The organism is Citrobacter portucalensis (genome assembly GCF_002042885.1).
GTDB classification, from domain to species: domain Bacteria; phylum Pseudomonadota; class Gammaproteobacteria; order Enterobacterales; family Enterobacteriaceae; genus Citrobacter; species Citrobacter portucalensis.
The window spans coordinates 248,017-274,844 of sequence record NZ_MVFY01000006.1 but is presented as its reverse complement, the minus strand read 5'-3'; the positions used below and the strand labels follow the sequence as shown (position 1 = coordinate 274,844).

28 protein-coding genes and 1 tRNA gene are annotated in these 26,828 nt (G+C 52.5%); 15 read left to right on the top strand and 14 right to left on the bottom strand.

Features of this window, described 5'->3' with window-relative positions:
* Positions 1–59: 59 nt before the first annotated feature.
* The 4 genes from cydD to infA all read left to right on the top strand — a co-directional run bounded on the left by cydD (position 60) and on the right by infA (position 4,801).
* A complete protein-coding gene (cydD, locus tag BZK40_RS11660; protein ID WP_079934667.1) occupies positions 60–1,826 on the top strand; it encodes a heme ABC transporter permease/ATP-binding protein CydD in 1,767 nt (588 codons plus the stop codon).
* Complete coding sequence (gene cydC, locus BZK40_RS11655) at positions 1,827–3,548, top strand: heme ABC transporter ATP-binding protein/permease CydC (RefSeq protein WP_048225901.1); 1,722 nt, start codon at positions 1,827–1,829, stop codon at positions 3,546–3,548.
* 44 nt (positions 3,549–3,592) lie between these two features.
* Positions 3,593–4,297: a leucyl/phenylalanyl-tRNA--protein transferase gene (aat, locus tag BZK40_RS11650; RefSeq protein WP_079934666.1), complete on the top strand. Its 705-nt coding sequence runs from the start codon at positions 3,593–3,595 to the stop codon at positions 4,295–4,297.
* A 285-nt stretch (positions 4,298–4,582) separates the two neighbouring features.
* On the top strand, positions 4,583–4,801 hold the full coding sequence (gene infA / locus BZK40_RS11640; RefSeq protein ID WP_002211347.1) for a translation initiation factor IF-1: 219 nt from the start codon (positions 4,583–4,585) through the stop codon (positions 4,799–4,801).
* A gap of 79 nt (positions 4,802–4,880) precedes the next feature.
* Here the strand turns inward: infA and BZK40_RS11635 are convergent, their stop codons facing one another.
* Entirely contained in the window at positions 4,881–5,792 is a 912-nt protein-coding gene (locus BZK40_RS11635; protein ID WP_003831675.1) for a LysR family transcriptional regulator, read from the bottom strand.
* Between the two features lie 108 nt (positions 5,793–5,900).
* On the opposite strand from BZK40_RS11635, the gene BZK40_RS11630 reads away from it, so the two are divergent.
* The 3 genes from BZK40_RS11630 (at position 5,901) to BZK40_RS11620 (ending at position 7,692) form a co-directional block, all read left to right on the top strand.
* Entirely contained in the window at positions 5,901–6,761 is an 861-nt protein-coding gene (locus BZK40_RS11630; protein ID WP_079934665.1) for a pirin family protein, read from the top strand.
* Positions 6,762–6,777: 16 nt separating this feature from the next.
* Complete coding sequence (locus tag BZK40_RS11625; protein ID WP_003831673.1) at positions 6,778–7,455, top strand: isochorismatase family protein; 678 nt, start codon at positions 6,778–6,780, stop codon at positions 7,453–7,455.
* Between the two features lie 149 nt (positions 7,456–7,604).
* Positions 7,605–7,692, top strand: a tRNA-Ser gene (locus tag BZK40_RS11620).
* Between the two features lie 150 nt (positions 7,693–7,842).
* On the opposite strand, the gene rlmC is transcribed toward BZK40_RS11620, so the two are convergent.
* From rlmC to BZK40_RS11570, 10 genes are all read right to left on the bottom strand, one after another.
* Entirely contained in the window at positions 7,843–8,970 is a 1,128-nt protein-coding gene (rlmC, locus tag BZK40_RS11615) for a 23S rRNA (uracil(747)-C(5))-methyltransferase RlmC (protein ID WP_032942821.1), read from the bottom strand.
* 41 nt (positions 8,971–9,011) lie between these two features.
* Positions 9,012–9,500, bottom strand: a complete 489-nt coding sequence (locus tag BZK40_RS11610; protein WP_003035378.1) for a YbjO family protein — start codon at positions 9,498–9,500, stop codon at positions 9,012–9,014.
* Between the two features lie 59 nt (positions 9,501–9,559).
* Complete coding sequence (gene potI, locus BZK40_RS11605; protein ID WP_008784246.1) at positions 9,560–10,405, bottom strand: putrescine ABC transporter permease PotI; 846 nt, start codon at positions 10,403–10,405, stop codon at positions 9,560–9,562.
* Positions 10,402–11,355, bottom strand: coding sequence for a putrescine ABC transporter permease PotH (potH, locus tag BZK40_RS11600; RefSeq protein ID WP_079934664.1), 954 nt, complete (start codon positions 11,353–11,355; stop codon positions 10,402–10,404). The genes potI and potH overlap by 4 nt, the downstream gene beginning before the upstream one ends.
* Positions 11,356–11,364: 9 nt before the next feature.
* Positions 11,365–12,498: a putrescine ABC transporter ATP-binding subunit PotG gene (gene potG, locus BZK40_RS11595; protein ID WP_003831665.1), complete on the bottom strand. Its 1,134-nt coding sequence runs from the start codon at positions 12,496–12,498 to the stop codon at positions 11,365–11,367.
* A gap of 123 nt (positions 12,499–12,621) precedes the next feature.
* Complete coding sequence (gene potF / locus BZK40_RS11590) at positions 12,622–13,734, bottom strand: spermidine/putrescine ABC transporter substrate-binding protein PotF (protein WP_003831664.1); 1,113 nt, start codon at positions 13,732–13,734, stop codon at positions 12,622–12,624.
* 433 nt (positions 13,735–14,167) lie between these two features.
* Positions 14,168–14,644, bottom strand: coding sequence for a type III secretion system chaperone family protein (locus BZK40_RS11585; RefSeq protein ID WP_003831662.1), 477 nt, complete (start codon positions 14,642–14,644; stop codon positions 14,168–14,170).
* Positions 14,645–14,734: 90 nt separating this feature from the next.
* Positions 14,735–15,637 carry a 30S ribosomal protein S6--L-glutamate ligase gene (rimK, locus tag BZK40_RS11580; RefSeq protein WP_003831660.1) on the bottom strand — a complete coding sequence of 301 codons (903 nt, stop codon included), beginning with the start codon at positions 15,635–15,637 and terminating at the stop codon, positions 14,735–14,737.
* Positions 15,638–15,696: 59 nt separating this feature from the next.
* Positions 15,697–16,419 (bottom strand): nitroreductase NfsA, encoded by a 723-nt coding sequence (nfsA, locus tag BZK40_RS11575; protein WP_079934663.1) that lies wholly within the window; start codon positions 16,417–16,419, stop codon positions 15,697–15,699.
* Positions 16,403–16,693, bottom strand: a complete 291-nt coding sequence (locus BZK40_RS11570; protein ID WP_003831656.1) for a DUF1418 family protein — start codon at positions 16,691–16,693, stop codon at positions 16,403–16,405. Before BZK40_RS11570 ends, nfsA begins: the two co-directional genes overlap by 17 nt.
* A gap of 172 nt (positions 16,694–16,865) precedes the next feature.
* Here BZK40_RS11570 and BZK40_RS11565 point away from each other — a divergent pair, with 172 nt between their 5' ends.
* Entirely contained in the window at positions 16,866–17,129 is a 264-nt protein-coding gene (locus tag BZK40_RS11565; RefSeq protein ID WP_008784241.1) for a GrxA family glutaredoxin, read from the top strand.
* A 34-nt stretch (positions 17,130–17,163) separates the two neighbouring features.
* Here the strand turns inward: BZK40_RS11565 and BZK40_RS11560 are convergent, their stop codons facing one another.
* Complete coding sequence (locus tag BZK40_RS11560; protein ID WP_003035356.1) at positions 17,164–17,544, bottom strand: inner membrane protein YbjM; 381 nt, start codon at positions 17,542–17,544, stop codon at positions 17,164–17,166.
* A 269-nt stretch (positions 17,545–17,813) separates the two neighbouring features.
* On the opposite strand from BZK40_RS11560, the gene BZK40_RS11555 reads away from it, so the two are divergent.
* The gene (locus BZK40_RS11555) at positions 17,814–19,499 is read left to right on the top strand and encodes an aspartate:alanine antiporter (protein ID WP_003831652.1); all 1,686 of its coding nucleotides are present in this window, start codon (positions 17,814–17,816) and stop codon (positions 19,497–19,499) included.
* A gap of 270 nt (positions 19,500–19,769) precedes the next feature.
* Positions 19,770–20,567 carry an SDR family NAD(P)-dependent oxidoreductase gene (locus BZK40_RS11550; protein WP_079934662.1) on the top strand — a complete coding sequence of 266 codons (798 nt, stop codon included), beginning with the start codon at positions 19,770–19,772 and terminating at the stop codon, positions 20,565–20,567.
* On the opposite strand, the gene BZK40_RS11545 is transcribed toward BZK40_RS11550, so the two are convergent.
* Positions 20,554–21,114 (bottom strand): TetR/AcrR family transcriptional regulator, encoded by a 561-nt coding sequence (locus BZK40_RS11545; RefSeq protein WP_008784239.1) that lies wholly within the window; start codon positions 21,112–21,114, stop codon positions 20,554–20,556. The genes BZK40_RS11550 and BZK40_RS11545 overlap by 14 nt on opposite strands.
* 85 nt (positions 21,115–21,199) lie before the next feature.
* On the opposite strand from BZK40_RS11545, the gene BZK40_RS11540 reads away from it, so the two are divergent.
* From BZK40_RS11540 to BZK40_RS11530, 3 genes are all read left to right on the top strand, one after another.
* Positions 21,200–22,408 (top strand): MFS transporter, encoded by a 1,209-nt coding sequence (locus BZK40_RS11540; RefSeq protein ID WP_079934661.1) that lies wholly within the window; start codon positions 21,200–21,202, stop codon positions 22,406–22,408.
* A complete protein-coding gene (locus BZK40_RS11535) occupies positions 22,408–23,223 on the top strand; it encodes a Cof-type HAD-IIB family hydrolase (protein WP_079934660.1) in 816 nt (271 codons plus the stop codon). Before BZK40_RS11540 ends, BZK40_RS11535 begins: the two co-directional genes overlap by 1 nt.
* 107 nt (positions 23,224–23,330) lie before the next feature.
* On the top strand, positions 23,331–23,612 hold the full coding sequence (locus BZK40_RS11530) for a hypothetical protein (RefSeq protein ID WP_003831642.1): 282 nt from the start codon (positions 23,331–23,333) through the stop codon (positions 23,610–23,612).
* A 217-nt stretch (positions 23,613–23,829) separates the two neighbouring features.
* Here the strand turns inward: BZK40_RS11530 and BZK40_RS11525 are convergent, their stop codons facing one another.
* On the bottom strand, positions 23,830–25,062 hold the full coding sequence (locus BZK40_RS11525; protein WP_008784235.1) for an MFS transporter: 1,233 nt from the start codon (positions 25,060–25,062) through the stop codon (positions 23,830–23,832).
* Positions 25,063–25,359: 297 nt separating this feature from the next.
* On the opposite strand from BZK40_RS11525, the gene ybjG reads away from it, so the two are divergent.
* Complete coding sequence (gene ybjG, locus BZK40_RS11520) at positions 25,360–25,968, top strand: undecaprenyl-diphosphate phosphatase (protein ID WP_079934659.1); 609 nt, start codon at positions 25,360–25,362, stop codon at positions 25,966–25,968.
* Between the two features lie 64 nt (positions 25,969–26,032).
* A complete protein-coding gene (gene deoR, locus BZK40_RS11515) occupies positions 26,033–26,791 on the top strand; it encodes a DNA-binding transcriptional repressor DeoR (protein ID WP_032942805.1) in 759 nt (252 codons plus the stop codon).
* The last annotated feature ends 37 nt before the right edge of the window (positions 26,792–26,828 follow it).

Here is a 26,828-nt window from a genome sequence, read left to right as displayed (position 1 = left end):
TGCCTCGTTGTAACATTGTCCTGCCCAAAAATTCCAATAACTCACCTGCTAAGCGTGCAATGAATAAAACCCGTCAAAAAGAGCTGACCCGCTGGTTAAAACAGCAAAGTGTAATTTCCCAACGATGGCTGAACATTTCACGCCTGTTGGGGTTCGTGAGCGGCCTGTTAATTGTCGCTCAGGCCTGGCTCATGGCCCGAATTCTCGACCATATGATCATGGACAATATCCCCAGAGAGGCGCTTCTGCTCCCTTTCATTGTGCTGGTATTGATTTTCATCCTGCGGGCATGGGTCGTCTGGTTACGCGAACGCGTCGGGTTTCATGCTGGCCAACATATCCGCTTTGAGATTCGCCGCCAGGTTCTGGATCGCCTGCAACAGGCGGGTCCGGCCTGGATACAGGGTAAACCAGCCGGGAGCTGGGCTACGCTGATCCTCGAGCAGATTGACGATATGCATGATTACTATGCACGTTATCTGCCACAAATGGCGCTGGCCGTATGCGTCCCCTTATTGATCGTGGCGGCGGTATTCCCGTCAAACTGGGTAGCCGCCCTTATTCTGCTTGGAACTGCCCCGCTGATCCCGTTGTTTATGGCGATGGTTGGTATGGGTGCAGCCGATGCTAACCGCCGCAACTTTCAGGCTCTTGCCCGCCTCAGCGGCCATTTTCTCGATCGCCTGCGGGGCATGGAGACGCTAAGAATCTTTGGTCGCGGTGAAGCCGAAACAGAAAGCATCCGCGCAGCGTCACAGGATTTCCGCCAGCGCACGATGGAAGTCCTGCGCCTGGCGTTTCTGTCATCCGGTGTCCTTGAGTTCTTTACCTCCCTGTCCATCGCACTGGTCGCGGTTTACTTCGGTTTTTCCTACCTCGGTGAACTCGATTTTGGCCACTACGGGACGGGCGTCACATTGGCTGCTGGCTTCCTGGCGCTCATTCTGGCGCCGGAATTTTTCCAACCCCTGCGCGATCTGGGTACGTTCTATCACGCCAAAGCACAAGCCGTTGGTGCTGCAGACAGTCTGAAAACCTTCATGGAAACCCCGCTTGCACATCCTGAGCGTGGCGATATTGAGCTGACAACAAAAGACGCAGTTACAATTGAAGCAGAAGATCTGGTCATCACCTCGCCGGAAGGTAAAGTGCTTGCAGGTCCGCTCAACTTTACCCTGCCAGCGGGCCAACGCGCGGTGCTGGTTGGCCGCAGCGGCTCCGGCAAAAGTTCGTTGCTCAATGTCCTGTCCGGTTTTCTCTCTTATCAGGGATCGCTGCGGATTAACGGCTTTGAGCTGCGCGACCTGTCGCCTGATTGCTGGCGCAAACAGCTGTCCTGGGTTGGACAAAATCCGCAGCTCCCTGCCGCCACGTTACGCGATAACGTGCTGCTCGCTCGCCCCGATGCCAGCGAAGAACAGCTGCAAGCCGCACTCGACAGCGCCTGGGTCAGTGAGTTTTTACCACTTCTGCCACAGGGTGTGGATACACCAGTAGGCGATCAGGCTGCTCGACTTTCTGTCGGACAAGCGCAGCGCGTTGCCGTGGCTCGCGCCTTACTCAATCCATGTCAGTTGTTGCTGCTTGACGAGCCCGCCGCCAGCCTTGATGCACACAGCGAACAACGCGTGATGCAGGCATTGAAAGCAGCATCACGCCGCCAGACCACGCTGATGGTGACACACCAACTTGAAGATCTTGCCGACTGGGACGTTATCTGGGTGATGCAGGACGGACAGATCGTTGAACAAGGCACTTATGCCGAACTTAGCGCAGCCAACGGGGCGTTTGCGACATTACTGGCTCATCGTCAGGAGGACATCTAAATGCGCGCTTTGCTACCTTATCTGACGCTGTATAAACGTCACAAATGGATGTTAACCCTGGGGATCGTTCTGGCGATCGTCACACTGCTGGCAAGTATTGGTTTGCTGACGCTTTCCGGCTGGTTCCTGTCGGCTTCTGCTGTGGTGGGTGTCACCGGGATTTACAGTTTTAACTATATGCTCCCTGCTGCCGGGGTACGCGGTGCGGCAATCACCCGAACCGCGGGCCGCTATTTCGAGCGATTGGTCAGCCACGACGCGACGTTCCGCGTGCTGCAACATTTGCGTATTTATACCTTCAGCAAACTGCTGCCGCTCTCCCCTGCTGGCCTGTCCCGTTATGGACAAGGTGAATTGCTTAACCGCGTGGTGGCGGATGTCGACACGCTCGATCATCTCTATTTGCGCGTGCTCTCCCCGCTTGTGGGCGCTTTTGTCGTCATCATGGTGGTCACGCTGGGGCTAAGCGTTCTCGATTTCACGCTGGCTATCACTCTCGGCGGTATTATGCTGCTGACCTTATTTATCCTGCCCCCACTCTTTTATCAGGCAGGTAAAAGCACCGGGCAAAGTTTGACGCATTTACGTGGGCAGTATCGTCAGCAGTTAACATCCTGGCTGCAGGGCCAGGCTGAACTGACCATCTTTGGCGCCAGTGAACGTTACCGCGCCCAAATGGAAGCCACCGAGTTGCAGTGGCATGAAGCCCAACGACGTCAGTCTGAATTAACGGCGCTATCACAGGCGGTCATGCTGTTAGTCGGCGCACTGGCAGTGGTTGTGATGTTATGGATGGCCTCCGGCGGCGTGGGTGGCAATACCCAGCCTGGCGCGCTGATCGCGCTGTTTGTCTTCTGTGCGCTGGCCGCGTTTGAAGCTTTGGCACCCGTCACCGGGGCATTTCAGCATCTCGGACAGGTTATTGCCTCTGCGCTGCGCATCACCGAACTGACCGAACAGCAGCCAGAAGTCACCTTCCCGGATGCCGGTTCTCCAGTTTCTGAGCAGGTCACTCTCACGCTACGCGATGTTTCATTCAGCTATCCGGGGCAAACACAAAAAGCGCTCGACACCCTTTCGCTGCAGGCTCAGCCCGGTGAACACATTGCGATTCTCGGTCGCACTGGCTGCGGTAAGTCAACGTTACTACAATTGCTGACCCGCGCATGGGATCCGCAGCATGGCGAAATTCTGATTAATGAGCAGCCGATTTCAGCCCTCAGTGAAGCCGCGCTGCGCCAGAGCATCAGCGTCGTGCCACAGCGCGTGCACCTGTTCAGCGCGACGCTTCGCGATAATCTGCTGCTGGCAGCACCGCACGCCAGTGATGACACATTATCCGCAATGCTGTGCCGCGTCGGTCTGGACAAACTGCTAGAGGGTGATGGACTCAATGCCTGGTTAGGCGAAGGCGGTCGTCAGCTTTCTGGCGGCGAACTCCGTCGTCTGGCTATCGCTCGCGCCTTATTGCACGATGCCCCACTGATGCTGCTGGATGAACCGACCGAAGGGCTTGATGCCACAACAGAAAGCCAAATGCTTGAATTAATTGGCGATGTCATGCGCGATAAAACCGTGCTGATGGTGACACATCGTCTGCGCGGCTTGTCACGTTTTGATCAAATAATAGTGATGGACAACGGACACATTATTGAGCAAGGTAATCACGCAGATTTGCTAGCCCGGCAGGGGCGTTATTACCAGTTTAAGCAACGTCTGTAAGCTATTATTGAACGATCAAACTCGCGTAGTGGAGTTTCGCTGTCATGCGCCTGGTGCAATTGTCCCGCCATTCTATAGCCTTCCCTTCACCGGAAGGCGCTTTACGCGAGCCTAACGGTTTGTTGGCGCTTGGCGGCGATCTCAGTCCAGCTCGACTGTTAATGGCCTACCAGCGCGGAATTTTCCCATGGTTTTCACCTGGCGACCCCATCCTTTGGTGGTCGCCCGATCCACGCGCCATTCTTTGGCCCGAGAAATTTCATCTCAGCCGCAGCATGAAACGTTTTCATAAAAACTCGCCTTATCGCGTGACGCTCAATTACGCGTTCGGTCAGGTGATTGAAGGCTGCGCGAACGACCGGGAGGAAGGTACCTGGATAACGCATGATGTGGTGGACGCATACCATCGCCTGCACGAACTGGGGCATGCGCACTCTATTGAAGTGTGGCGACACAATGAATTAGTGGGCGGTATGTATGGTGTGGCGCAAGGCACGTTGTTTTGTGGCGAATCGATGTTCAGCCGTCAGGAAAATGCGTCCAAAACCGCACTGCTTGTTTTTTGCGCTGAATTTATCCGTCAGGGCGGAAAATTAATCGACTGCCAGGTATTAAATAGCCACACAGCTTCGCTGGGAGCGGTCGAAACACCGCGTCGGGAGTACCTTGAGCACCTGAGCAGACTGCGCCAGCAGCGGCTACCGAGCCATTTCTGGGTTCCCAGGACGTTATTTTCGCCTCAGGGGTGAATGTTTTCGGCACATTTTTTGTCGGGGTGTTATAATTGTCGCGCAGAGTTGGTTTAGCCCATTACCCCGCCGCCGTTAAGGAACAGTTCGCGTCAGGCAACGCCTATCGTTTATCTCCTCGTTCCCTTACACGTTGCGCTTTAAGTGCGGCTTTGCCGTGTGTGGTTAGAGTAATGCGCCAAACCCGATTTGCTGTGTTTTAAACGCACAAATCTTTACTTATTAAAAGAACTTCGGCATTATCTTGCCGGTTCAAATTACGGTAGTGATACCCCAGAGGATTAGATGGCCAAAGAAGACAATATTGAAATGCAGGGTACCGTTCTCGATACGTTACCTAATACCATGTTCCGCGTAGAGTTAGAAAACGGTCACGTGGTTACTGCACACATCTCCGGTAAAATGCGTAAAAACTATATCCGCATCCTGACGGGCGACAAAGTGACTGTTGAGCTGACCCCGTACGACCTGAGCAAAGGCCGCATTGTCTTCCGTAGTCGCTGATTGTTTTTAACGCCCGAATGGCGTCCAGATAATAAAAGGTCGGTTTAACCGGCCTTTTTTGTGGGCCAAGGTCAGGTATTTAATCCTCAATCATCCGCGCATATTCTTCCGTTAAGAAATCCACTAATGTGCGTACTGACGGCAATAATCCCCTGCGTGATGGAAAGACTGCGTGAATTATTTCTCGCTTCGGTTCCCAGCCGTCGAGCAATGCCACCAGTTCACCCGCAGCTACTTGATCTTTTACCATCAGCTGTGGAAGTTGAACTACCCCCACACCGGCAACTGCGGCTTCACGTAACGCCAGCATATCGGTGGTGATCATACGTGGCGTGAAATGCACCTCCGCACGTGCGCCCTGCGGCCCGAATAACTCCCAACGATGCACATGTTTACCCGTCGCCAGACTCAGGCCAGGCCAACGCGTCAGCTCCGCCGGAGAATGTAGCGTTCCCATTTGCTCGATTAACTGCGGGCTGGCATACAAACGATGTCCCCTGTCCGCCAGCACACGCATCACCAGGTCGCTATCCTCAAATGGTCGGGGCCTGACGCGAATCGCCACGTCCAGGCCCTCTCCAACAACGTCCACGCGGCGGTTAGTGGCCTCCAGTTGCACTGATACGTCAGGATAACGCGCCATAAAACGGGCAAGCATTGGCCCGATATGCACATGCAGCAGCGTGACCGGACACGTCAACTTCACCACGCCACGCGGTTCAACCTGTAACGCGGCAATCGCATCCTGCGCTGCCTGCGCTTCCACCAGCATCGCCTTACAGTGTTCGTAAAAGGTTTGCCCAACTTCCGTCACGTTAAACTGGCGGGTGGTTCGCTGAATCAGTCGAACTCCCAGCGTCTCTTCCAGTTGCGCTATCCGTCGGCTTAGTTTTGATTTCGGTTCATCAAGCGCCCGACCCGCCGCCGCGAATCCCCCTTCCTCTACAACATGTACAAACCATGCAAAATCATTGAGATCCGGCTTTGTCATCTAATTGTCCTATTTATGAGACAGTGAGGACTATTTTAGCTACTACTCAGCTCGCTGTCATGAATATAAGCTTATTCACATCAAGATAACGCCACAGAGGAGACAAATATGAAACAAGTAACAGGCGTCTACACCGCACCTCGCCCACACTGGGTTGGCGATGGATTTCCGGTTCGCTCGATGTTTTCTTACCAGTCTCATGCTGAACAGCTAAGTCCGTTCCTGCTGCTGGATTACGCCGGCCCACATACGTTTACGCCGGGTAACGAAAAACGCGGCGTAGGTGAACACCCTCACCGTGGTTTTGAGACGGTGACCATCGTTTACAGCGGCGAAGTTGAACACCGTGATTCAACCGGTCGCGGCGGCATTATCGGCCCCGGGGACGTGCAGTGGATGACCGCAGGAGCAGGAATATTACACGAAGAGTTCCATTCACCTGAATTTACCCGTCAGGGTGGCGAACTGGAAATGGTACAGCTGTGGGTCAATCTGCCAGCAAAAGACAAAATGGCCGTTCCGGGTTACCAGGGCATCAGCAGCGATGTGATCCCCACTGTCACCCTGCCAGATGAAGCAGGGAGCGTTCGTGTGATTGCGGGCAGCTATCAGGATACAAAAGGCCCGGCACATACCTTCTCGCCGCTGAACGTCTGGGATATGCGTGTGCAACGTAATCATCAGCTCACGTTGTCCCAGCCGGAAGGATGGAGCACTGCCCTAGTGGTATTGAAAGGGAATATCACCGTAAACGGCACTACGTCTGCCAGCGAAGCGCAACTGGTGGTGCTGAGCCAGCAGGGGAAAACGCTGCATATTGAAGTCTCCAGCGACGCCAGCGTGCTGCTGCTTTCTGGAGAACCGTTGAACGAGCCGATTGTAGGTTACGGTCCGTTTGTAATGAACACGAAACAAGAAATCGCTGAAGCCGTACGCGATTTTAACTCCGGCCGCTTTGGCCAAATCTGAATCGAAGGAGAAGAATATGTCCAGTCCTGCAAACTTTAATGGTTCACGTCCGGTCATCGATGTGAATGATTCCGTCATGCTGCTTATCGATCATCAGAGCGGGCTGTTCCAGACCGTCGGCGACATGCCAATGCCAGAACTGCGTGCGCGTGCCGCCGCGCTGGCTAAAATGGCGACTCTGGCGAAGATGCCGGTGATTACCACGGCATCCGTACCGCAGGGACCTAACGGCCCGCTGATCCCTGAGATCCACGCCAATGCGCCGCATGCCCAATACGTGGCGCGTAAAGGCGAAATCAACGCCTGGGATAACGAAGACTTCGTGAAAGCGGTCAAAGCAACGGGTCGTAAAACGCTGATTATCGCCGGTACAATTACCAGCGTGTGCATGGCTTTCCCGGCTATCAGCGCGGTTGCGGAAGGCTATAAGGTCTTCGCAGTGATCGACGCTTCCGGTACTTACAGCAAAATGGCGCAGGAAATCACCCTGGCTCGTGTTGTTCAGGCTGGCGTCGTGCCGATGGATACCGCCGCAGTCGCTTCTGAAATTCAGGGCACTTGGAACCGTGAAGACGCCGCCGAATGGGCGGAAGTGTATACCAAAGTCTTCCCGGCTTATCAGTTGCTGATCGAAAGCTACAGCAAAGCTCAGGAAGTCGTGACCAGCGGCGAAAAACTGGACTCTCAGCGCTAATCCTTTCCTCCGCGCCTGCCTGGGCGGAGGAATATGTATATTGCGTAACCAAACGAGAGTTAACACGTAAATTCTGCTTGACCGTTTTAGCGCAACTCCCTATAGTAGCGCCCCGTTGCCCCCCAAGCGGTCAGGCAGCAATACAATATGGTGAGGTGTCCGAGTGGCTGAAGGAGCACGCCTGGAAAGTGTGTATACGGCAACGTATCGGGGGTTCGAATCCCCCCCTCACCGCCATATTTTAAGAAGAGCTCGTACGAAAGTACGGGCTTTTTTTTCGCATGTTGCATTTGCCGGATGCGGCGCAAGCGCCTTATCCGGCCTACATTGCTACAGCCCTGAATATCTCCGTAGGCCTGATAAGCAAAGCGCCATCAGGCATGGCAACTATTGTCGGCTGAGCAGCGTTAGCACTTCATAGTGCGCGGTGTGTGGGAACATATCGAAAAGTTGGACGCGTTCAATGCGATACCCAGGCAACTCACGAATATCCTTCGCCATGGTTTGCGCATTACAGCTGGAATAAACGATATAACGCGGTGCCATGCGAGAGAGAAAATCGCACAGCGGCTTTCCAATCCCCCGACGCGGCGGATTCACCAGCACCAGGTCAGGTACTTCGCCCTGAGCGGTAGCAAACTGGGTTGAATCCAGCGCCTGAAAATGCAGATTCTGCAACCCAAGCTCCTGCGCTGACTGCTTCGCGCAGGTAATCGCTTCTGGCGCGATTTCAATCCCCGTCAGTTTCATTTGCGGTGTAGCACAGTGCAGACCAAAACCCCCGACGCCGCAAAACAGATCCCACATGTGATTAACCGGAAGCTGACGCACCCAGTCACGCGCCGTGGCATATAATTGCCCCGCTACCACCGGATTGGTCTGGAAGAAACTCTGCGGGCGGATCCACAACGGCACATCGTTAAAGCGTTCCGCCAGCGCCTGTTGTTCCGTCAGGAAGATTTCTGTCTCCCCTTCCATGATCGCCATATGCACCGGCTGAATATTGGCAGTGATCACTTTTAACTGTGGGAGTTGTGCCTGCAACCAGGGTAGCGCCGCGCGCAGCTGTGCCAGTTTTGCGTCAGAACGCAGGACAAAACGCAGCATCATACCGCCATCGAATCTGCTTTCCGTTAACAGCAGATATTTCAGCTCCCCGCGTTTGCGCGCCACGTTATAGGGCGTCAGCCCCGCCCGAGCGATAAACGGCTTAAGCGCGGCAAATACGGGCGCAAAAGACTCAGGATAGAGCGGACAGTCGCACAAATCCTCAGGCGTACCGTCACGATGCAGCATTCCCAGAAGCGGTTTTTCCACGCTGCCGCTGACTACCATTTTGGCTTTATTACGAAACGCGCTTTCCGGACCACTGACCGGCGCGCACCATTCTCCGACCGGATACTCGGCCAGCAGATTCTGCAGATCGGCTGTTTTTTCGAAGAGTTGATCGGCGACAGGCTGTGTTATCCACTGACAGGAGCGGCAGCGTTCGGCGTCATATAGTGCGCACTGCATACAAAGACCTACAAATTAACCGGGGGCCAAGATTATACACGTTATTGCAAACGGAAGAACCGCCTGCTGGACGCAGGAACAAACAGCAGCAGCAATACCAGCATATCCGGCAGTTTTTGCATTACCAGAGTATGCAGGATTTCGCGTCTGGACTCCCCCGCAATGCTGAACAGTTCGGGATATCCGTAGCCCAGCGAAGCCGCCCACAGATAGACGCTGGCGATAATCTGGGTCAAGAGATAGATCCAGCGTGCCCAGTTCCGTCCTTTTACCAGCGAAAATGCGCAGTAAATTTCGATAAATAGCAGCACCAGACTGCCCAGAAACACCAGCGTCAAATTCCAGGTCTGCACACTGCGATGAATAAACTCACTGGTTCCACGAAACCCAAGCGTATTAAAAATCATCAACAGATCGAGACAGCGGATCATGATAATAGCCAGCGCCGCCACCTGCACCAAAGCAGGGACGTTTAAGCGAGCATGTGATGTGGATGATTTCTTAAAAAATCCCAACGCGTCGTCTTCCATGAAAACGGCGCAACCACCACAGCTGCGCCGTATAGACAGGTTGGCAGATTTTAGTTTTTTCAGCCGCGTCTTGCACGTTGGATATCGCGGATCCGTTGTTTTTCTGTTCGCGCCATCAGATACCACGCGATAAATCCGATAATTCCTACCACACCAAGGATCAGCGTCGCCAGGGCGTTGATCTCCGGGTTCACCCCCATACGTACGCTGGAGAACACCAACATCGGTAACGTTGTGGCGCCAGGACCAGAGACAAAGCTGGCAATAACCAGATCATCGAGTGACAGCGTGAAGGCTAATAACCAACCGGAAATCACCGCCGGCATAATCATCGGCAGGGTGATGACGAAAAAGACCTTCAGCGGCGTGGCGCCGAGATCCATCGCAGCTTCCTCAATGGAGTGATCCAGTTCGCGCAAACGTGAAGAAATCACCACTGCTACGTACGCCGTACAGAAAGTGACGTGCGCCAGCCAGATGGTCAGCATGCCGCGATCCGCCGGCCAGCCGATGGCGTGAGCCAACGCAACAAACAGCAGCAGCAGCGACAAACCGGTAATGACATCCGGCATGACCAGCGGCGCGGTGATCATAAAGGCGAAACCATTCGAACCACGAAAACGACCAAAGCGCACCATTACCACGGCGGCGATGGTGCCAAGGATTGCCGCCATCGTCGCAGCACCCGCAGCAATCGTTAAGCTCATGCCGACGGCGCTTATCATCGCGCTATCGTGAAAAAGCTCGCCATACCAACGTGTTGACCACCCCGCCCAGACCGTCACCAGCTTCGAGCTGTTAAACGAATAGATAACCAACATCAGCATAGGCGCGTACAGGAAGGTAAAGCCCACTACCAGGATAAAAATACGCCACGGCGAGCGAACGACCGGTAAGTTATTCATCCGTGTTCCCCCACGCTTTTTTGCTGATATTTATGGAACCACATGATTGGCACAATCAGTAACAGCAGCATAATAATGGCGACAGCAGAAGCCACCGGCCAGTCGCGGTTATTAAAAAACTCCTGCCAAAGCACGCGGCCAATCATGATGCTATCCGGTCCGCCCAACAGTTCCGGGATCACAAACTCGCCAACAGCCGGAATAAATACCAGCATTGACCCGGCGATAATGCCGCCCTTGGTCAACGGTACAATCACGCTAAAGAAGGTCTTCAGCGGCCGGGCACCTAAATCCAGCGCAGCTTCCACCAGCGAGTAATCAATACGGGTCAGCGCGGTATAAATCGGCAGCACCATAAAGGGCAAATAGGCGTAAACAATACCGATGTAGACCGCCAGATTGGTGTGCAAAATCGTCAACGGTTGGTCGATGACACCCAGCCACATCAGGAAGTTGTTCAGCACGCCGTTGTTTTTCAGGATCCCCATCCAGGCATATACGCGAATTAAAAACGAGGTCCAGGACGGCAGGATCACCAGCAACAGCAGAATATTACGCGTTGAGGGTTTACTGTGCGCGACGGCCCATGCCAGCGGGTATCCCAGCAGCAGGCAACAGATTGTCGAAATTCCCGCCACCTGTAACGATTGCATGTAGGCATCGAAATAGAGCGGATCGTCCGTTAACTGCAGGAAGTTGGCTAAGTTGAGCGTGATGGATAGCTGATCGTCAGCCCATGAAACGAGGTCCGTATAGGGAGGAATAGCGCGCGCCATTTCAGCCAAACTGATCTTGAAGACGATCAGAAAAGGCAGCAGAAACAGGAGCAGCAGCCACACATACGGCAGCGCGATCACCAGCTTGCGCCCGTGCTTCATTTGCAGCCGCGACATAAACAGCGTGAATCGCCCTGCTTTATCCACGCGTGCCGGAGGTTCAAGTGTACTCATCTTCGCTCCTTAAACCGTCAACACCACACAGCTGTCCGCATCCCAACATAAACGGACTTCGTCACCCCAGGTTGGTAATCCCTTGCGATAACGATGCTCATTTTGTAGCTGGGCGCTCAACATCTGGCCGCTTTTCAAACGTACGTGGTACACCGACAAATCGCCCAGATAGGCAATGTGCACCACTTCGCCTACCGCGAAGTTATAACCCTCTGGCGGAGGGGCTTCGCAGAGCATGATTTTTTCCGGACGCAGCGCAACATACACCGGGACGTTATCGACAACAGAAGCATCGGCGTCCACTTTCAGCGGATGCACCAGACCAGGAGACTCAATCACCAGACCGTCTTCCTGGCGTTCTTTTAGCAGTCCCTCAAAAACGTTTACCGAACCGATAAACTCTGCGCTGTAACGCGTAGTCGGATGCTCATAGATCTCTTCCGGCTCGCCAATCTGGACAAATTTGCCACGGTTCATGATCGCAATACGGCCCGCCATCGTCATGGCTTCTTCCTGATCGTGTGTCACCATCACGCAGGTCACGCCGACGCGTTCAAGGATATCCACCACTTCCAGTTGCATGCGGTCTCGGAGTTTTTTATCCAGCGCTCCCATCGGCTCATCCAGCAGCAGCAGTTTTGGCCGTTTCGCCAGACTACGCGCCAGTGCCACACGCTGACGCTGGCCGCCAGAAAGCTGATGCGGCTTGCGTTTGGCGAACTCCTGCATATGCACGAGTCCCAGCATCTCATTCACCCGACTGGCGATTTCAGCCTTCGGCAGTTTGTCCTGCTTGAGGCCAAAGGCAATGTTCTGCTCGACAGTCATGTGCGGAAACAGAGCATAGGACTGAAACATCATATTAATCGGACGCAGATAAGGCGGGACATGCGCTAAATCGACGCCATCAAGCATGATTTGCCCGGTGGTCGGCAGTTCAAATCCCGCCAGCATCCGTAGCAGAGTCGATTTGCCACAGCCGGACGCGCCGAGCAGCGCAAATATTTCACCTTTGTAGATAGTAAGATTGACGTCATCAACGGCGTGCTGACCGTCAAATGACTTGGTCAGATTGCGAATTTCAAGCAGCGGGGTCAGCGCCTTGCGGATTTTCGCTTGTGGGCGTGGGGTTGCATCATTCACTCAGGTGCTCTCCGGCATAAAACAAAGAAACGGTGCAAATAACGCACCATAACGGTGCGTATTGCCGGGTTCAACGCTGCCCGGCAGGCAAAAATCCTGCCGGGTCATGTCCCAAACATCGGTTTATTTCCCGCTTTTTACCTTCGTCCATGCGCGGGTACGTACACGATCGATCTTCGGATCCTGTACTTTCAGTGTGAACAGCTTGGCGCGAACATCCGCAGGCGGGTAGATACCCGGGTTGTCACGAACTTCAGGGCTGACCAGAGCCGTCGCTTCTTTGTTGGCATTGGCATAAAACACGTGGTCGGAGATATGCGCAATCACATCAGGGCGCAGCAGGTAATTGAGGAACTGATAGGCTTCATCTTTGTTTTTCGCATCGGCAGGCATCGCGAATACGTCAAAGAACGCCATTGCACCTTCTTTAGGAATTGAGAAGGAGATATTGACGCCATTTTTCGCTTCTTTCGCACGGTTTGCCGCTTGCCATACGTCCCCTGCCCAGCCAATCGCGACGCAGGTATCACCGTTTGCCAGGTCGTTAATATATTGCGAGGAGTGGAAGTAGCGAATATTTGGGCGCAGCTTCAACAGCAGATCGGTTGCCGGTCCGGTGTAATCATCCGCTTTGGTACTGTTTGGGTCTTTACCCAAATAGTTCAGCACCGTGGCAAACACCTCTTCGGGCGCATCGAGGAAAGAGACGCCGCAGCTTTTGAGTTTTTCCAGATTTTCCGGTTTGAGGATTAAATCCCAGCTGTTAACCGGCGCATCTGGCCCCAGCACCGCTTTGACTTTATCCACGTTATAGCCAATACCGGTCGTAGCCCACATATACGGCATCGCGAACTTGTTGTCCGGATCGTGTTTACCCACCAACTTCAGCAGTTCAGGATCAAGATTTTTCCAGCCCGGCAATTTGCTCTTATCCAGCGGCTGGAATACGCCCGCAGTCAGTTGACGCTCAAGGAAGCTGGCAGAAGGAACGACAAGGTCAAAGCCGGTACTGCCAGCCATGAGCTTACCTTCCAGTACTTCATTGGAATCAAATACGTCATAGATAACTTTAATTCCGGTCTCTTTTTCAAAATTAGCCACCGTGTCCGGGGCAATATAATCAGACCAGTTATATATATGCAGCGTTTTTTGTTCAGCAGCGAGCGTGCCGGCAGAGATGGCCATCAGAGCACCCGCAACCAGGCCTGATAACCATTTTTTATTTAAGGCGGTCATAATCTCTTTCCTTCTGAAAGTTCGTTAACAAACGAACAAAAATGTCACACTCTAATGATATGCAAGAAACGTGCATATTCTTTCATGCAGCACCGATGAAAAGAGAGACCTCTCTTCACGCCGCTGTTGCTCGCTGGCATCCGCCTATGCATTCAACGCACATTGCGGCCACAGATCAGGTCACAAGGGGCTGTTTAAATGATGACGTTGGTAAGCTTCGCAAGAATAACTTTAGCCAGGAATTGTGGATATAGCCCAGATTAAAAAACGTCTTTTATCAATTTTTTATGCAGGAATTGTCTATGACATAAAGCGGAAGGCGCTGAATCGAGGTGAATAATTCTTTAATGAAAGGTTAAATGCAGAATAAAAACAGGCAATACGCAACCGCTCTGGCAGCGGCTGCGCGATATATGTCCAGATTCAGGAAGAATTAATGGAGGAAATGAATTTCAGCGGTGCTGTTTTGCGCATCTTCTTCAGCATTAAATAACAGCTGATGCGCTCCGGCTTCGAGGATCACCATCGATATTTGCTCTTCGCTCTGGCGAACAAAACATTCAAACTGCTCAAAGGTTACGCCCGGCGTAACGGATAAAGACTGGCAAACCACCAGCTTTGGCAGATTATCATCCTGCATATCCAGAAACGCTTTCACCGTCAGTGAACTGGCATTGATCGCAGACAGATCGGCTGCCAGTGGCAGCAATGCAGAAGGTCTGACTTCCGCCATCGCAGAAAACAGAATGACGTTATCGACCAAATCAACTTTTGCATCAAAGATGCCGTCAAAATTCTGCATGTGTGGCAAGTGCAGCGCCTGACAGGTATCGCATTCAAAAAAACTCATGCCCAGGTCGTCGAGCCATTGACGCAACGTATCCAGAGTGGGAACGACCAGTGATGTCATAATAATGTGCGACCTCTATTGATGAAAAAAATACCGGCACAGCTTACGCAAAAAGAGCGTGTCATACCACGATCGCAATCGATATTGCGCTTAGCCGCCGATTTTAAGACAAAATTCAGGAGTAGCATGGCGCTCGATCCACTGGATCATTTTCGCGGCAATGTCTATTCCGGTGGTTTTCTCCACGCCTTCCAGCCCCGGAGACGCGTTGACCTCCATGACCAGTGGCCCTCGATCAGCGCGCAGAATATCAACGCCTGCAACGTCCAGGCCCATCGTCCGGGCGGCTTTGAGCGCAATTTCTCTTTCGCGCGGCGTGATACTCGCAATAGTCGCCACCCCACCACGATGGAGATTAGAACGAAAATCGCCCTCTTTAGCCCGTCGTTCAATGGCGGCCACTACTTCATCGCCCACCACGAAACAGCGGATATCGCGCCCCTTCGCTTCTTTGATATATTCCTGAACCAGGATATGGGCATTCACCCCACGAAAGGCATCTACCACGCTTTCTGCAGCCTGCCGCGTTTCCGCCAGTACCACGCCAATACCCTGGGTGCCTTCAACCAGTTTCACCACCAACGGCGCACCGCCAACCATGTCAATCATGTCGCTGGTATCGTCCGGAGAGTGAGCAATTCCGGTAATGGGTAAATCAATTCCCTGACGCGCCAGCAGCTGTAGCGAACGCAGCTTATCGCGCGCTCGCGTAATCGCTACTGATTCATTCAACGGATAGCTACCCAGCATCTCAAACTGGCGCAGCGCCGCCGTCCCATAAAAGGTAATCGCGGAACCAATCCGCGGGATCACCGCATCGAAATGAGGAAGCTGACGGCCCTTGTAATGAATAGAGGATGCCGCCGGGCTGATGTTCATATAGCAAGAAAGGGGATCGATAACTTCAACCAGGTGACCGCGCTGCATCGCCGCTTCACGCAGGCGTTTACAAGAATAGAGCGTTCCGTCCCGGGACAAAATGGCAATTTTCACCCTGCACCTCTCTGAATGACCTGGTAAAAGCTGGCGTATCATACACTGGGTTAAAATCTTTAGCGCGTGGCCCATCCCTGTTTATGCAAATATTCCAGGATAAAGGGGCGACTTTCTTTAATGATGGTACGGCGAATATGATCGCTCCAGGTGTCGCGGCGGGTATTGCTGCCTCGGGTCAGATAGTACTGCGCGAGCTGCTCATCATATTGCGCCAACACATCACTGTTGAGTGGCTGGTATTGGTTTTCTTGCACCACAAGCGACGCGGGCAGGCGCGGCTTGATATCCGGGTTATCCGCAGGCCAGCCGAGGCACAATCCAAAGAGCGGCAGAACATGTTGCGGAAGCTTCAGCAGTTCGGTGACCGGCTCAATATTGTTACGCAAACCGCCAATAAACACGCCGCCAAGTCCCAGCGACTCTGCCGCCGTCAATGCATTTTGCGCCATCATTGCAGTATCAACCACACCCAGCAGCAGCTGTTCCGCCAGCCCAAGTTGCGCGTCAGGGCAAATCTGCAAATGACGGTTAAAATCAGCGCAAAACACCCAGAACTCAGCGGCCTGTGCCACATGCTTTTGACCGCCAGATAAGGTAGCCAGTGATTCACGCAAGGATTTATCCGTTATGCGAACGATCGTCGTGCACTGTAGAAAACTGGAGCTTGACGTTCCCTGAGCGGCGGCAATAATCGCCTCACGCTGTGCATCCGAAATGGCATCATCAGTAAAATGGCGAATGGAACGGTGGCTGCGGAGTAAATCAATGGTTGGAGTCATCTCTTTTGTCTCTGTCTGAATCAGTTGAATCACCGGGTGTGCGAGACATCAGTTGCGGTGCCAGCAGTTGAGCAACACGCCACATCAACGCCACCGCAGCAGGGAGCATCAGCAGTACGCCCAGAAATATCATCACCACGCAGGCTAACGGGCTGTTAAGCGGTGCGGGCAAGGTGAGGTAATCGTTAAGCGATAGCAGCGCCAGCGATAACAAAACCATCCCAATTATTTCCAGCATCAATACGCTTTTGGGTAATACACCAATTGTGCGCATACGCGGCCTCCCGGCGAAATGGCTTCCATTATAAAACGTTCCGGCTTGCCGTGTTTAACAGATATAGCTTGAGGATATCAAAGCAACAGGCTGAACCTGCTTTCCATCCGTCACAAATCGCGGCATCATAACCATTATTGCCATCCGGCCTGATAAGTTCGAGGAGAAAGAGATGTTTGCCGTTATTTTTGGTCGCCCAGGGTGCCCGTATTGCGTGCGCGCAAAAGAATTAGCAGAAAAATTAAGCAGTGAGCATGAAGATTTTAACTTCCGCTACATTGATATCCATGCTGAAGGAATTACCAAAGCAGATCTGGAAAAGACGGTAGGTAAGCCAGTTGAAACCGTTCCGCAGATTTTTGTCGATCAAAAACACATCGGCGGCTGCACGGATTTTGAAGCTTGGGCAAAAGAGAACATGAATCTGTTCGCCTGATAGCGGTTTCTACGCCCTCACCTTGAGGGCGTCATCAGTTCTTTTTCCGCCGTTGATGCTGATTGAATAAGCTACTGATAAATAAAAAACATAATGCGCCAAGCGCGCACCAAAACACCGCACTAAACAACCACGCCAGCTCTTGCCACAATGAACGCGTCGGCATAAAAACGAACCGCATCAGTAACAGGCAGCACGGCGCCGCCAACATTGCACCAAGCAGGGGTTTGAGCACTTCCCGACGATGGGAAAAAAAGCTTGCTGCAGCACCAGGTAAGATAAAAAACAACAATCCGACCTCAGGATGCCCTGCCGCTCTGAATGCCCCTTTCACGTTCAGCGTTAATGAAAGACACACCACAATAAAGAGCACAAAGCAGCAGACCGCACTCGCCCAACTTTGCTTATGTTTCAATCGTTCCTCCTGACACATTCTCTATCGAACACTCTTTTCGCCCGCAGGCGTCCAGTCAGATAAAGTAACTCGGCATTCCATGCCAAAAACACACCCACACGATTCTTATAGCCGTTGATACGTAATGAGATTAAACTAACCGCATATATTGTTATGCTGCATTATTCGGGGCTGTGTACGATGCTATCGCCCCTTAATTTCTGGCAAAAACATTAGCGTAAATTGCCATTTCTTTCAATAGCTTACTAGTAAACAAGAAGTTAGTCTCCGTGAATATAAACGTCGCAGATTTGTTAAATGGGAATTACATCCTGTTATTATTTGTGGTCCTGGCTCTGGGCCTGTGTCTGGGCAAATTACGTCTGGGTTCAGTCCAACTCGGTAATTCCATTGGCGTTTTAGTGGTCTCCCTATTATTAGGTCAGCAGCACTTTAGTATTAACACCGATGCATTAAATCTCGGCTTTATGCTGTTTATTTTTTGCGTCGGCGTCGAAGCCGGTCCCAACTTTTTTTCGATTTTTTTTCGCGATGGGAAAAATTATCTAATGCTTGCCCTGGTGATGGTCGGTAGCGCAATGCTGATCGCGCTGGGGCTAGGTAAGCTATTTGGCTGGGATATCGGCCTGACGGCGGGTATGCTGGCTGGCTCGATGACCTCAACGCCGGTGCTGGTCGGCGCGGGTGATACCTTGCGCCATTCAGGAATGACAGGGACACAACTTTCAAGCGCTCTCGATAACCTGAGCCTGGGTTACGCCCTCACCTATTTGATTGGTCTGGTCAGTCTGATTGTTGGTGCGCGCTATTTGCCGAAACTCCAGCATCAGGACCTGCAAACCAGCGCCCAACAAATCGCGCGTGAACGAGGTCTGGACACCGACGCCAATCGTAAAGTGTACCTCCCGGTGATCCGCGCCTATCGCGTTGGCCCTGAACTGGTGGCATGGGCCGATGGTAAAAATCTGCGCGAACTCGGTATTTATCGCCAGACCGGTTGTTACATTGAACGCATCCGTCGCAACGGCATTCTGGCCAACCCGGATGGTGATGCAGTGTTGCAAATGGGCGATGAGATAGCCCTGGTGGGTTATCCGGACGCCCATGCTCGCCTCGATCCCAGCTTCCGTAACGGTAAAGAGGTGTTCGATCGCGATCTGCTCGATATGCGCATCGTCACTGAAGAAATTGTGGTGAAAAACCACAATGCCGTTGGTCGTCGCCTGGCCCAGTTGAAACTAACCGACCATGGTTGTTTCCTGAACCGCGTGATCCGCAGCCAGATTGAAATGCCTATTGATGACAACGTCGTACTCAATAAAGGCGACGTGTTGCAGGTCAGCGGTGATGCTCGTCGCGTGAAAACCATTGCCGATCGTATCGGCTTCATTTCAATTCACAGTCAGGTGACCGATCTGCTGGCCTTCTGCGCCTTCTTTATCATCGGTCTGATGATCGGGATGATCACCTTCCAGTTCAGTAATTTCAGCTTCGGCATTGGGAATGCGGCTGGACTGCTGTTCGCCGGGATCATGCTGGGCTTCCTGCGAGCCAACCACCCCACGTTTGGCTATATCCCACAGGGTGCGCTGAATATGGTGAAAGAGTTTGGCCTGATGGTATTCATGGCGGGCGTCGGTTTAAGCGCGGGCAGCGGCATTGGCAATGGCCTGGGCGCGGTCGGTGGTCAAATGTTGATTGCCGGTCTGGTAGTCAGCCTGGTTCCAGTTGTCATCTGTTTCTTGTTTGGTGCTTACGTATTGCGCATGAACCGTGCCCTGCTGTTTGGTGCCATGATGGGCGCACGTACCTGTGCTCCGGCAATGGAAATCATCAGCGACACCGCACGCAGCAACATCCCTGCGTTAGGCTATGCCGGGACTTACGCGATTGCCAACGTTCTGCTGACATTAGCAGGGACACTCATCGTCATTGTCTGGCCTGGCCTTGGTTAGCGCTGAAATTTTCCCTTAATTGAAAAATTTTTGCAGGTAAGCAGAACTTTTCTTCAAGGCGTCAGTCATAACTATTGCCACTGCTTTTCTTTGATGTCCCCAATTTGTGGAGCCCATCAACCCCGCCGTTTTGGTTCAAGGTTGATGGGTTTTTTGTTGCCTGAAATTTGCGTTCATCGCCTTCCACCTCTGAAACACCTCCCAAATTTGCAGCATGCCGGTTATGGCACATACTTTAAAACGGTGCTTTATCGGGGATGGGGGTTAGTCATGTTGCTTACTGGCAAAGTCGCAGTAATTTTTGGTGGCAGCGGGGCTATTGGTAGTACGGTTGCGCAGGCCATGGCGCGCGAAGGAGCCCATGTGTGTTTGGGTGCTCGCAGCCAGGAAAAGCTTGATCGGACGGCCAGTATTATCCGAATGGCAGGAGGTACAGTCGAAACCTTTATCACCGATGTACTCGACGAGCACAACGCATCGAAGGAAGTTACCCGCCTTGTAGAGCAAACCGGTGGAATAGATGTGGTGGTTAACGCAACGGGATTTATGCACGAACAGGGCAAACGCATTAACGCATTATCCCTCTCTGAGTTTATGAGCGGTATAACCCCTTTCCTCTCGGCGCAGTTCAATATCGCAAAAGCCGTAACGCCGCACATGGGCGGCAATCGTGCGGGCGTCATTCTCAGCGTTGTTGCCCCCGCGGCCCCGATGGCGATACCTGGTCATCTGGGTCATATTGTTGGTTGTGCAGGAACAGAGGCTTTTATTAAAGCGCTCGCCAGCGAGATAGGACCGGCAAATATCCGGGTCGTCGGCGTGCGCTCGCATGCGATTGTGGATGCTGTTGCAGCTGGCTCCTATACCGGAGAAATTTTCTCCGCTAAAGCACAGTCAATGGGTGTAACCGTCGATCAATGGTTAGGGGGTGCGGCGAAAAGTACCATGCTCGCGCGCCTGCCTACGCTTGCACAAATCGCTGAGGTCATGACCTTTCTCGCTTCAGACCATGCCAGCGCCATGACCGCGACGGTAGTGAATATTACCGGAGGCGCTACGCACAGCTGACTGTCGCGGGTATCCCTGCAATACGCTCCACCATCAGCAAGATATCTTCTCGCTGCAGTGGTTTTTTGTCCGTGACAAAATGCAGCGTCATTCCTTCAATAAACGCATCCAGCGCCCGCGCCGTAACCGGGTCAAACCACTGCTCCAGCGTTTGTTGGCTGCGTAGCATCCAGTTCTGCATCACCGTTTTCAACGCTGGTTTACGGCTGGCAAAAGCATACAGCTGATACATGAGCTCCATATTATCAGGCGTTGTGACCTGAGAGCCGTAAATCATATCGGTAATGGCATGGCAAGCCTGCGACGCATCCTTAACATCGGCAAAAAAGTCCTGATACTGCAGCATCATCCTGTCAGTAAAACAGCCAAATGCCTCCATCAAAAGCTCATCAATTCCCGAAAAGTAATAGGTCATAGAACCCAGTGGCACCTCGGCAATCATAGCGATTTTACGGTGTGTAACCCCATGAATACCATGGGCTATTACTGCATCCAGAGTCGCCTGAACTATTTTTTCCCGCCGCTGCGGATCGTTTGCACGTCGCACTACATTTCCTCTTCTTGCATTTGTGTACAAATGTACACAGTCTTGCTAATGTTGTCTCCTTCCCTCTTTTCTTTGGCTCGAATTCATGACTGGCATCTCATCACGCAAAGCCTTAAGACGTCGCACCTGGGCGCTGTTCACGTTCTTCTTTTTACCAGGATTATTAATGGCCTCCTGGGCAACGCGTACCCCTGCCATCAGAGATATCCTCTCCATCTCCACTGCCGAAATGGGCGCGGTGTTGTTTGGGCTCTCTATTGGTTCGATGAGTGGCATACTTTGTTCGGCCTGGCTGGTGAAACGATTTGGCACGCGTAAGGTGATTCGCACCACCATGTCTTGTGCAGTCCTCGGAATGGCGATCCTCAGCGTAGCGCTCTGGCTGCATTCCGCATGGCTTTTCGCGTTTGGCCTGGGCGTATTTGGCGCCAGCTTTGGTGCGGCAGAAGTTGCCATCAACGTCGAAGGTGCAGCCGTTGAGCGCGAAATGAACAAAACCGTGCTGCCGATGATGCACGGTTTTTACAGCCTGGGAACGTTGGCAGGGGCTGGAGTTGGAATGATGCTTACCGCCTTCAGCGTCCCGGCTACCGCGCATATCATTTTGGCTGCAATGGTTGTTATCACACCTATTTTCATCGCCATCAAAGCTATTCCTGACGGCACGGGCAAAAATGCCGCTGACGGTTCTCACTCCGGTGAAAAAGGACTGCCTTTTTATCGTGATATCCAGCTATTGCTGATCGGCGTTGTAGTGCTGGCGATGGCATTTGCTGAAGGTTCCGCCAACGACTGGCTTCCACTGTTAATGGTGGACGGACATGGATTTAGCCCGACATCAGGCTCGCTGATTTATGCCGGTTTTACGCTGGGTATGACCGTTGGGCGATTTACCGGTGGCTGGTTCATCGACCGTTACAGCCGCGTTGCGGTGGTGCGCGCCAGTGCGCTGATGGGCGCTCTCGGGATTAGCCTGATTATTTTTGTCGACAGCTCCTGGGTGGCCGGTGTGTCCGTTATTCTGTGGGGACTCGGCGCATCGCTCGGTTTCCCGCTGACCATTTCAGCCGCCAGCGACACCGGCCCCGATGCACCGACCCGCGTCAGCGTCGTGGCGACCACCGGTTACCTGGCGTTCCTTGTTGGACCACCGCTGCTAGGCTATCTGGGTGAACACTATGGCCTGCGCAGCGCTATGTTGGTGGTGCTGGCGCTGGTGCTTGTCGCCGCCGTCGTCGCGAAAGCGGTAGCGAAACCGGATCTCAAAAATACTACGGTGATGGAGAACAGCTAATGAGTATCAAATTAATTGCGGTCGACATGGACGGCACATTTTTAAGCGACCAAAAAACCTATAACCGTGAGCGCTTTATGGCGCAATACCGCCAGATGAAAGAACAAGGGATCCGCTTTGTGGTCGCCAGCGGCAACCAATATTATCAGTTGATTTCCTTTTTCCCCGAACTGGCCAATGAGATCTCATTTGTCGCCGAAAACGGCGGTTGGGTGGTCAGCGAAGGAGAAGATGTCTTTAACGGCGAACTGGCTAAAGACGATTTCCATGCCATCGTGGATCATCTGTTGACCCGCGCCGATATCGACATTATTGCCTGTGGTAAAAACAGCGCCTATACGTTGAAACAGTACAGCGATGAGCATAAGAACGTTTCCGCCATGTACTATCATCGTCTCGAATTTGTAGATAATTTTGACAATCTTAACGACGTTTTCTTCAAGTTCGGGCTGAATATTTCCGACGACCGAATTCCACAGGTACAGGCCGATCTCCACGAGGCGATTGGCGATATTATGGTACCGGTGCATACCGGCTACGGCAGCATCGACTTAATAATACCCGGCGTGCATAAGGCTAACGGTCTGCGCCTGCTGCAACAACGCTGGAATATTAACGACGACGAGGTTGTTGTGTTTGGCGATGGCGGAAATGATATTGAGATGCTGCGTCAGGCGGGATTTAGTTTCGCAATGGCCAACGCTCACGAACCGGTTGTCCAGGCGGCAAAATATCGTGCAGGCTCGAACAACGAAGAGGGCGTGCTGGATGTTATCGACCGCGTGTTAAAGAATGAAGCACCGTTTACGCATTAACGGCTCAGCACAGACGGCAACAAAATGATGGCATGATCTATTCATAATCCGCCTCAAATTAACCCGCTGGATTATTACTTCCAGTGAATATTTCAGGCGAGCGGATCATGAAGAAAAGTGTACTGATGGCGACATTGTTGCTGGGCTTTGCGGGGACAACATTTGCACAGAGCGTTACCGTTGATGTCCCCAGCGGTTATAAAGTGGTGGTAGTGCCCTCTTCCGTCAGCGTCCCGCAGGCGGTCAGCGTAACGACCGCACCACAAACGGTATATGTTGCTCCAGCGCCTGCTCCGGCCCCAGTCTATCGCGCACATCCTTATGCGCGACATGTGGCAAGCGTCGGTGAAGGGATGGTTATCGAACATCAGATTGACGACCACCACTAAGTTGTCGCCAGGCCCAGACAACCGTAATACTGGTCAGTTAAGATCTTTGGTGAGCGGTAGGCCGGATAAGGCGTTTACGCCGCCATCCGGCAATTTGCTACAGGCCGCCGGATGGCGCTTCGCTTATCCGGCCTACAGCGTGATTCTATTATCAACATAATGATGAATTTATCGGCGTCATTATGCTTATCTGCGCTGGATTGCGGACAACCGGGCCTTAACCTTCCCGGGAATTCCCTACCCGTTTATCTTTCAGGAAGATAACCATCAAAATCAGCCACAGTACGCCGCTTGCCAGATTGAACAAGCTGAACAAGCCGTTCCCTCCAAGCAGATACGCGTGTTTGCTCAACTCAATACCGACGGTAAAAATCAGCATCTGCAACATACCCATTGCGGCAGAAACAGTACCCTTACTCATTTCGCTGGCAAACAGCGTCAGGCGCACCAGCCCCGCATTCGCCACGCCAATGCCAAACGCATAGATACTCAAACCTGCCGTCATCCATAGATATGCATGAGATGACACTACCGTGGCCGCAGCAGCAATAATCAGGCCAACGGCGATTGGCCAGCCGCCCATGATAATTAGCGAACGCACGGTTTTTCGCGAAGTCAGACGCGCCAGCACCAGGTTACCGGCAATCAACGCGCCAAAAATCGGTACCTGCAACAGACCATATTCGTAGCTGCTGAGATGTTCACCACTGATGATAATAATCGGGGACTGCGCAATCCACGCCAGTAACGGCAGGCTGACAAAACCCAACGCCAGTGCGCCTGCAACGAAGCGCACGTTCCTCAGCACCAGCTTATAATCCTTGCCCAACTCTTTAATGGACAGCTTTTCACCAAGCCGGGTTGCCGTTTCCGGCATCGCGCGTTGCAGACCAAAAAAGGAGATGGCCGCCAGAGCAGCAAACAGGATAAACATCCCTTCCCACGGCAGAACATGTACCCAGGCTGCGCCTACCAACGGACCCAGCAGTGGCGCAATCAGCGCCACGTTTGCCATCAGCGCGGTAATTTTTATGCAGACCGCTTCTTCAAAGGATTCCTGAATGGCGGCGTAACCCACCGCACCAATAAAGCACAGGCTTATCCCCTGCAAAAAACGCAGGAAGGTAAATTGCTCAATATTCTGTGCAAGCAGGGTTGCAAGGCAGGTAACGATGAACCAGATCACACCGGTTAACATTACCGGACGACGACCAATACGGTCCGACAGCGGTCCTAACAACCACTGCAAAAACATGCCGCCTGCCAGATAGGCGGTCATGGACGTAGGTACCCAATCTAATCCGGCGTTATATTGCGCCACCACCGCCAACATTCCGGGCTGGATCATATCGTTGCCGATATAAGTGGAGAATTCGTAAAGCACCAGACAGAGCGGGAAAAGTAATGCCTGACGTCCCAAACGGACGCCTGAAGATAAACGGTTCTGCATGCAATCTCTTAACTATAGAAAAATCGCGCAAAGTGTAATAAATGCGCCGTACTGGTGATAGTGAATTATGTGATTTGAAAGCAAAATGCGCACATTTTTACACTCATTTGCTCAAGAACATTTTGCTTTAAGGTTAATTTAAGTTGAGACCGCTATCATGCTCAATAAGTCTCATTAATTGTCTTAAAAATCGTCATTTAACAGGCAAATAAGACAAGACCGCTTTTTATCCCGTGAAAGCAATTTTATGCTCTCCCCAAATGGGTCTATTTAACGATTACACTGAGTCTGGACGTTATGCTGGAAAATCTGAACAATTCGCTTTTTTACTTGATCAATGCAACACCCGACTCTGCGCAATGGGCAATTTCGCTCGCCATTTTCATTGCCAAAGATCTGATCAGCATAGTGCCGCTGTTAGCCGTTGTGCTCTGGCTTTGGGGACCTCGTGGTCAGGTTACGCTCCAGCGCCAGTTGGTCATCAAAATGGCCATTGCGTTGGTAGTCGGTCTGACGATTTCCTGGCTGATGGGGCATCTTTTCCCCCACGATCGTCCGTTCGTTAACCACATCGGCTATAACTTCCTGCACCATGCGGCAGATGACTCTTTCCCGAGCGACCACGGTACGGTTATCTTTACCTTTGCTCTGGCCTTCCTGTTCTGGCATCGCTTGTGGACGGGTGCTCTGCTGATGGTTGTCGCCGTGGCGATTGCCTGGTCACGAGTTTACCTTGGCGTTCACTGGCCGCTGGATATGCTGGGCGGATTTCTGGCCGGGTTGATCGGCTGTCTGAGCGCCCAGATGATCTGGCAACGGTTCGGCACAACCTTGTACCTCGGCCTGCAGACGTGCTATCGCACCTGCTTCGCTCTCCCCATCCGTAAAGGTTGGGTACGTGACTAACCCGCGGTAAAAAGAGTAGTATTAAGCGCGAAACTAAGCACTTATTCTATTCTCCAGGGGAACTATGGAAACTCGACGCGACGAGCGTATTGGTCAATTACTGCAGGCACTGAAACGCAGCGATAAATTACACCTCAAAGAAGCCGCGACGTTGCTGGGCGTATCTGAGATGACCATTCGTCGCGACCTGAATAATCATGATGCTCCCGTCGTGCTGCTCGGGGGCTATATTGTTCTGGAACCCCGCAGCGCTAACCACTATTTAATCAGCGATCAAAAATCCCGTCTGGTTGATGAAAAGCGTCGTGCTGCCCAGCAGGCGGCGAGTCTCGTGCAGGCGCATCAGACCATCTTTTTCGATTGCGGTACGACCACGCCGTGGATCATTGAAGCGATCGACAATGAACTGCCCTTCACCGCAATCTGCTACTCGTTGAATACGTTTCTGGTGCTGCAGGAAAAACCGCAGTGCCGCGTCATTCTGTGTGGTGGTGAATTCCATGCCAGTAACGCGATTTTTAAACCGCTCGATTTCCAGGAAACGCTGAACAACCTCTGTCCGGATATCGCCTTTTATTCCGCAGCAGGTGTTCACATCGAAAAAGGCGCGACCTGTTTTAATCTGGAAGAACTGCCGGTGAAGCACTGGGCGATGTCGATGGCGCAGCATCACGTTTTGGTGGTCGATCACAGCAAGTTTGGCAAGGTGCGACCTGCGAGGATGGGGGAATTAAAACGCTTTGATACCATCATCAGCGACAGCCGTCCTGACGAGGCATTTGTTGAGTACGCTAAAGCACAACGTATCACGCTGAAGTACTAACAGATACTGCCGGACGGCGATTGCGCCATCCGGCAAT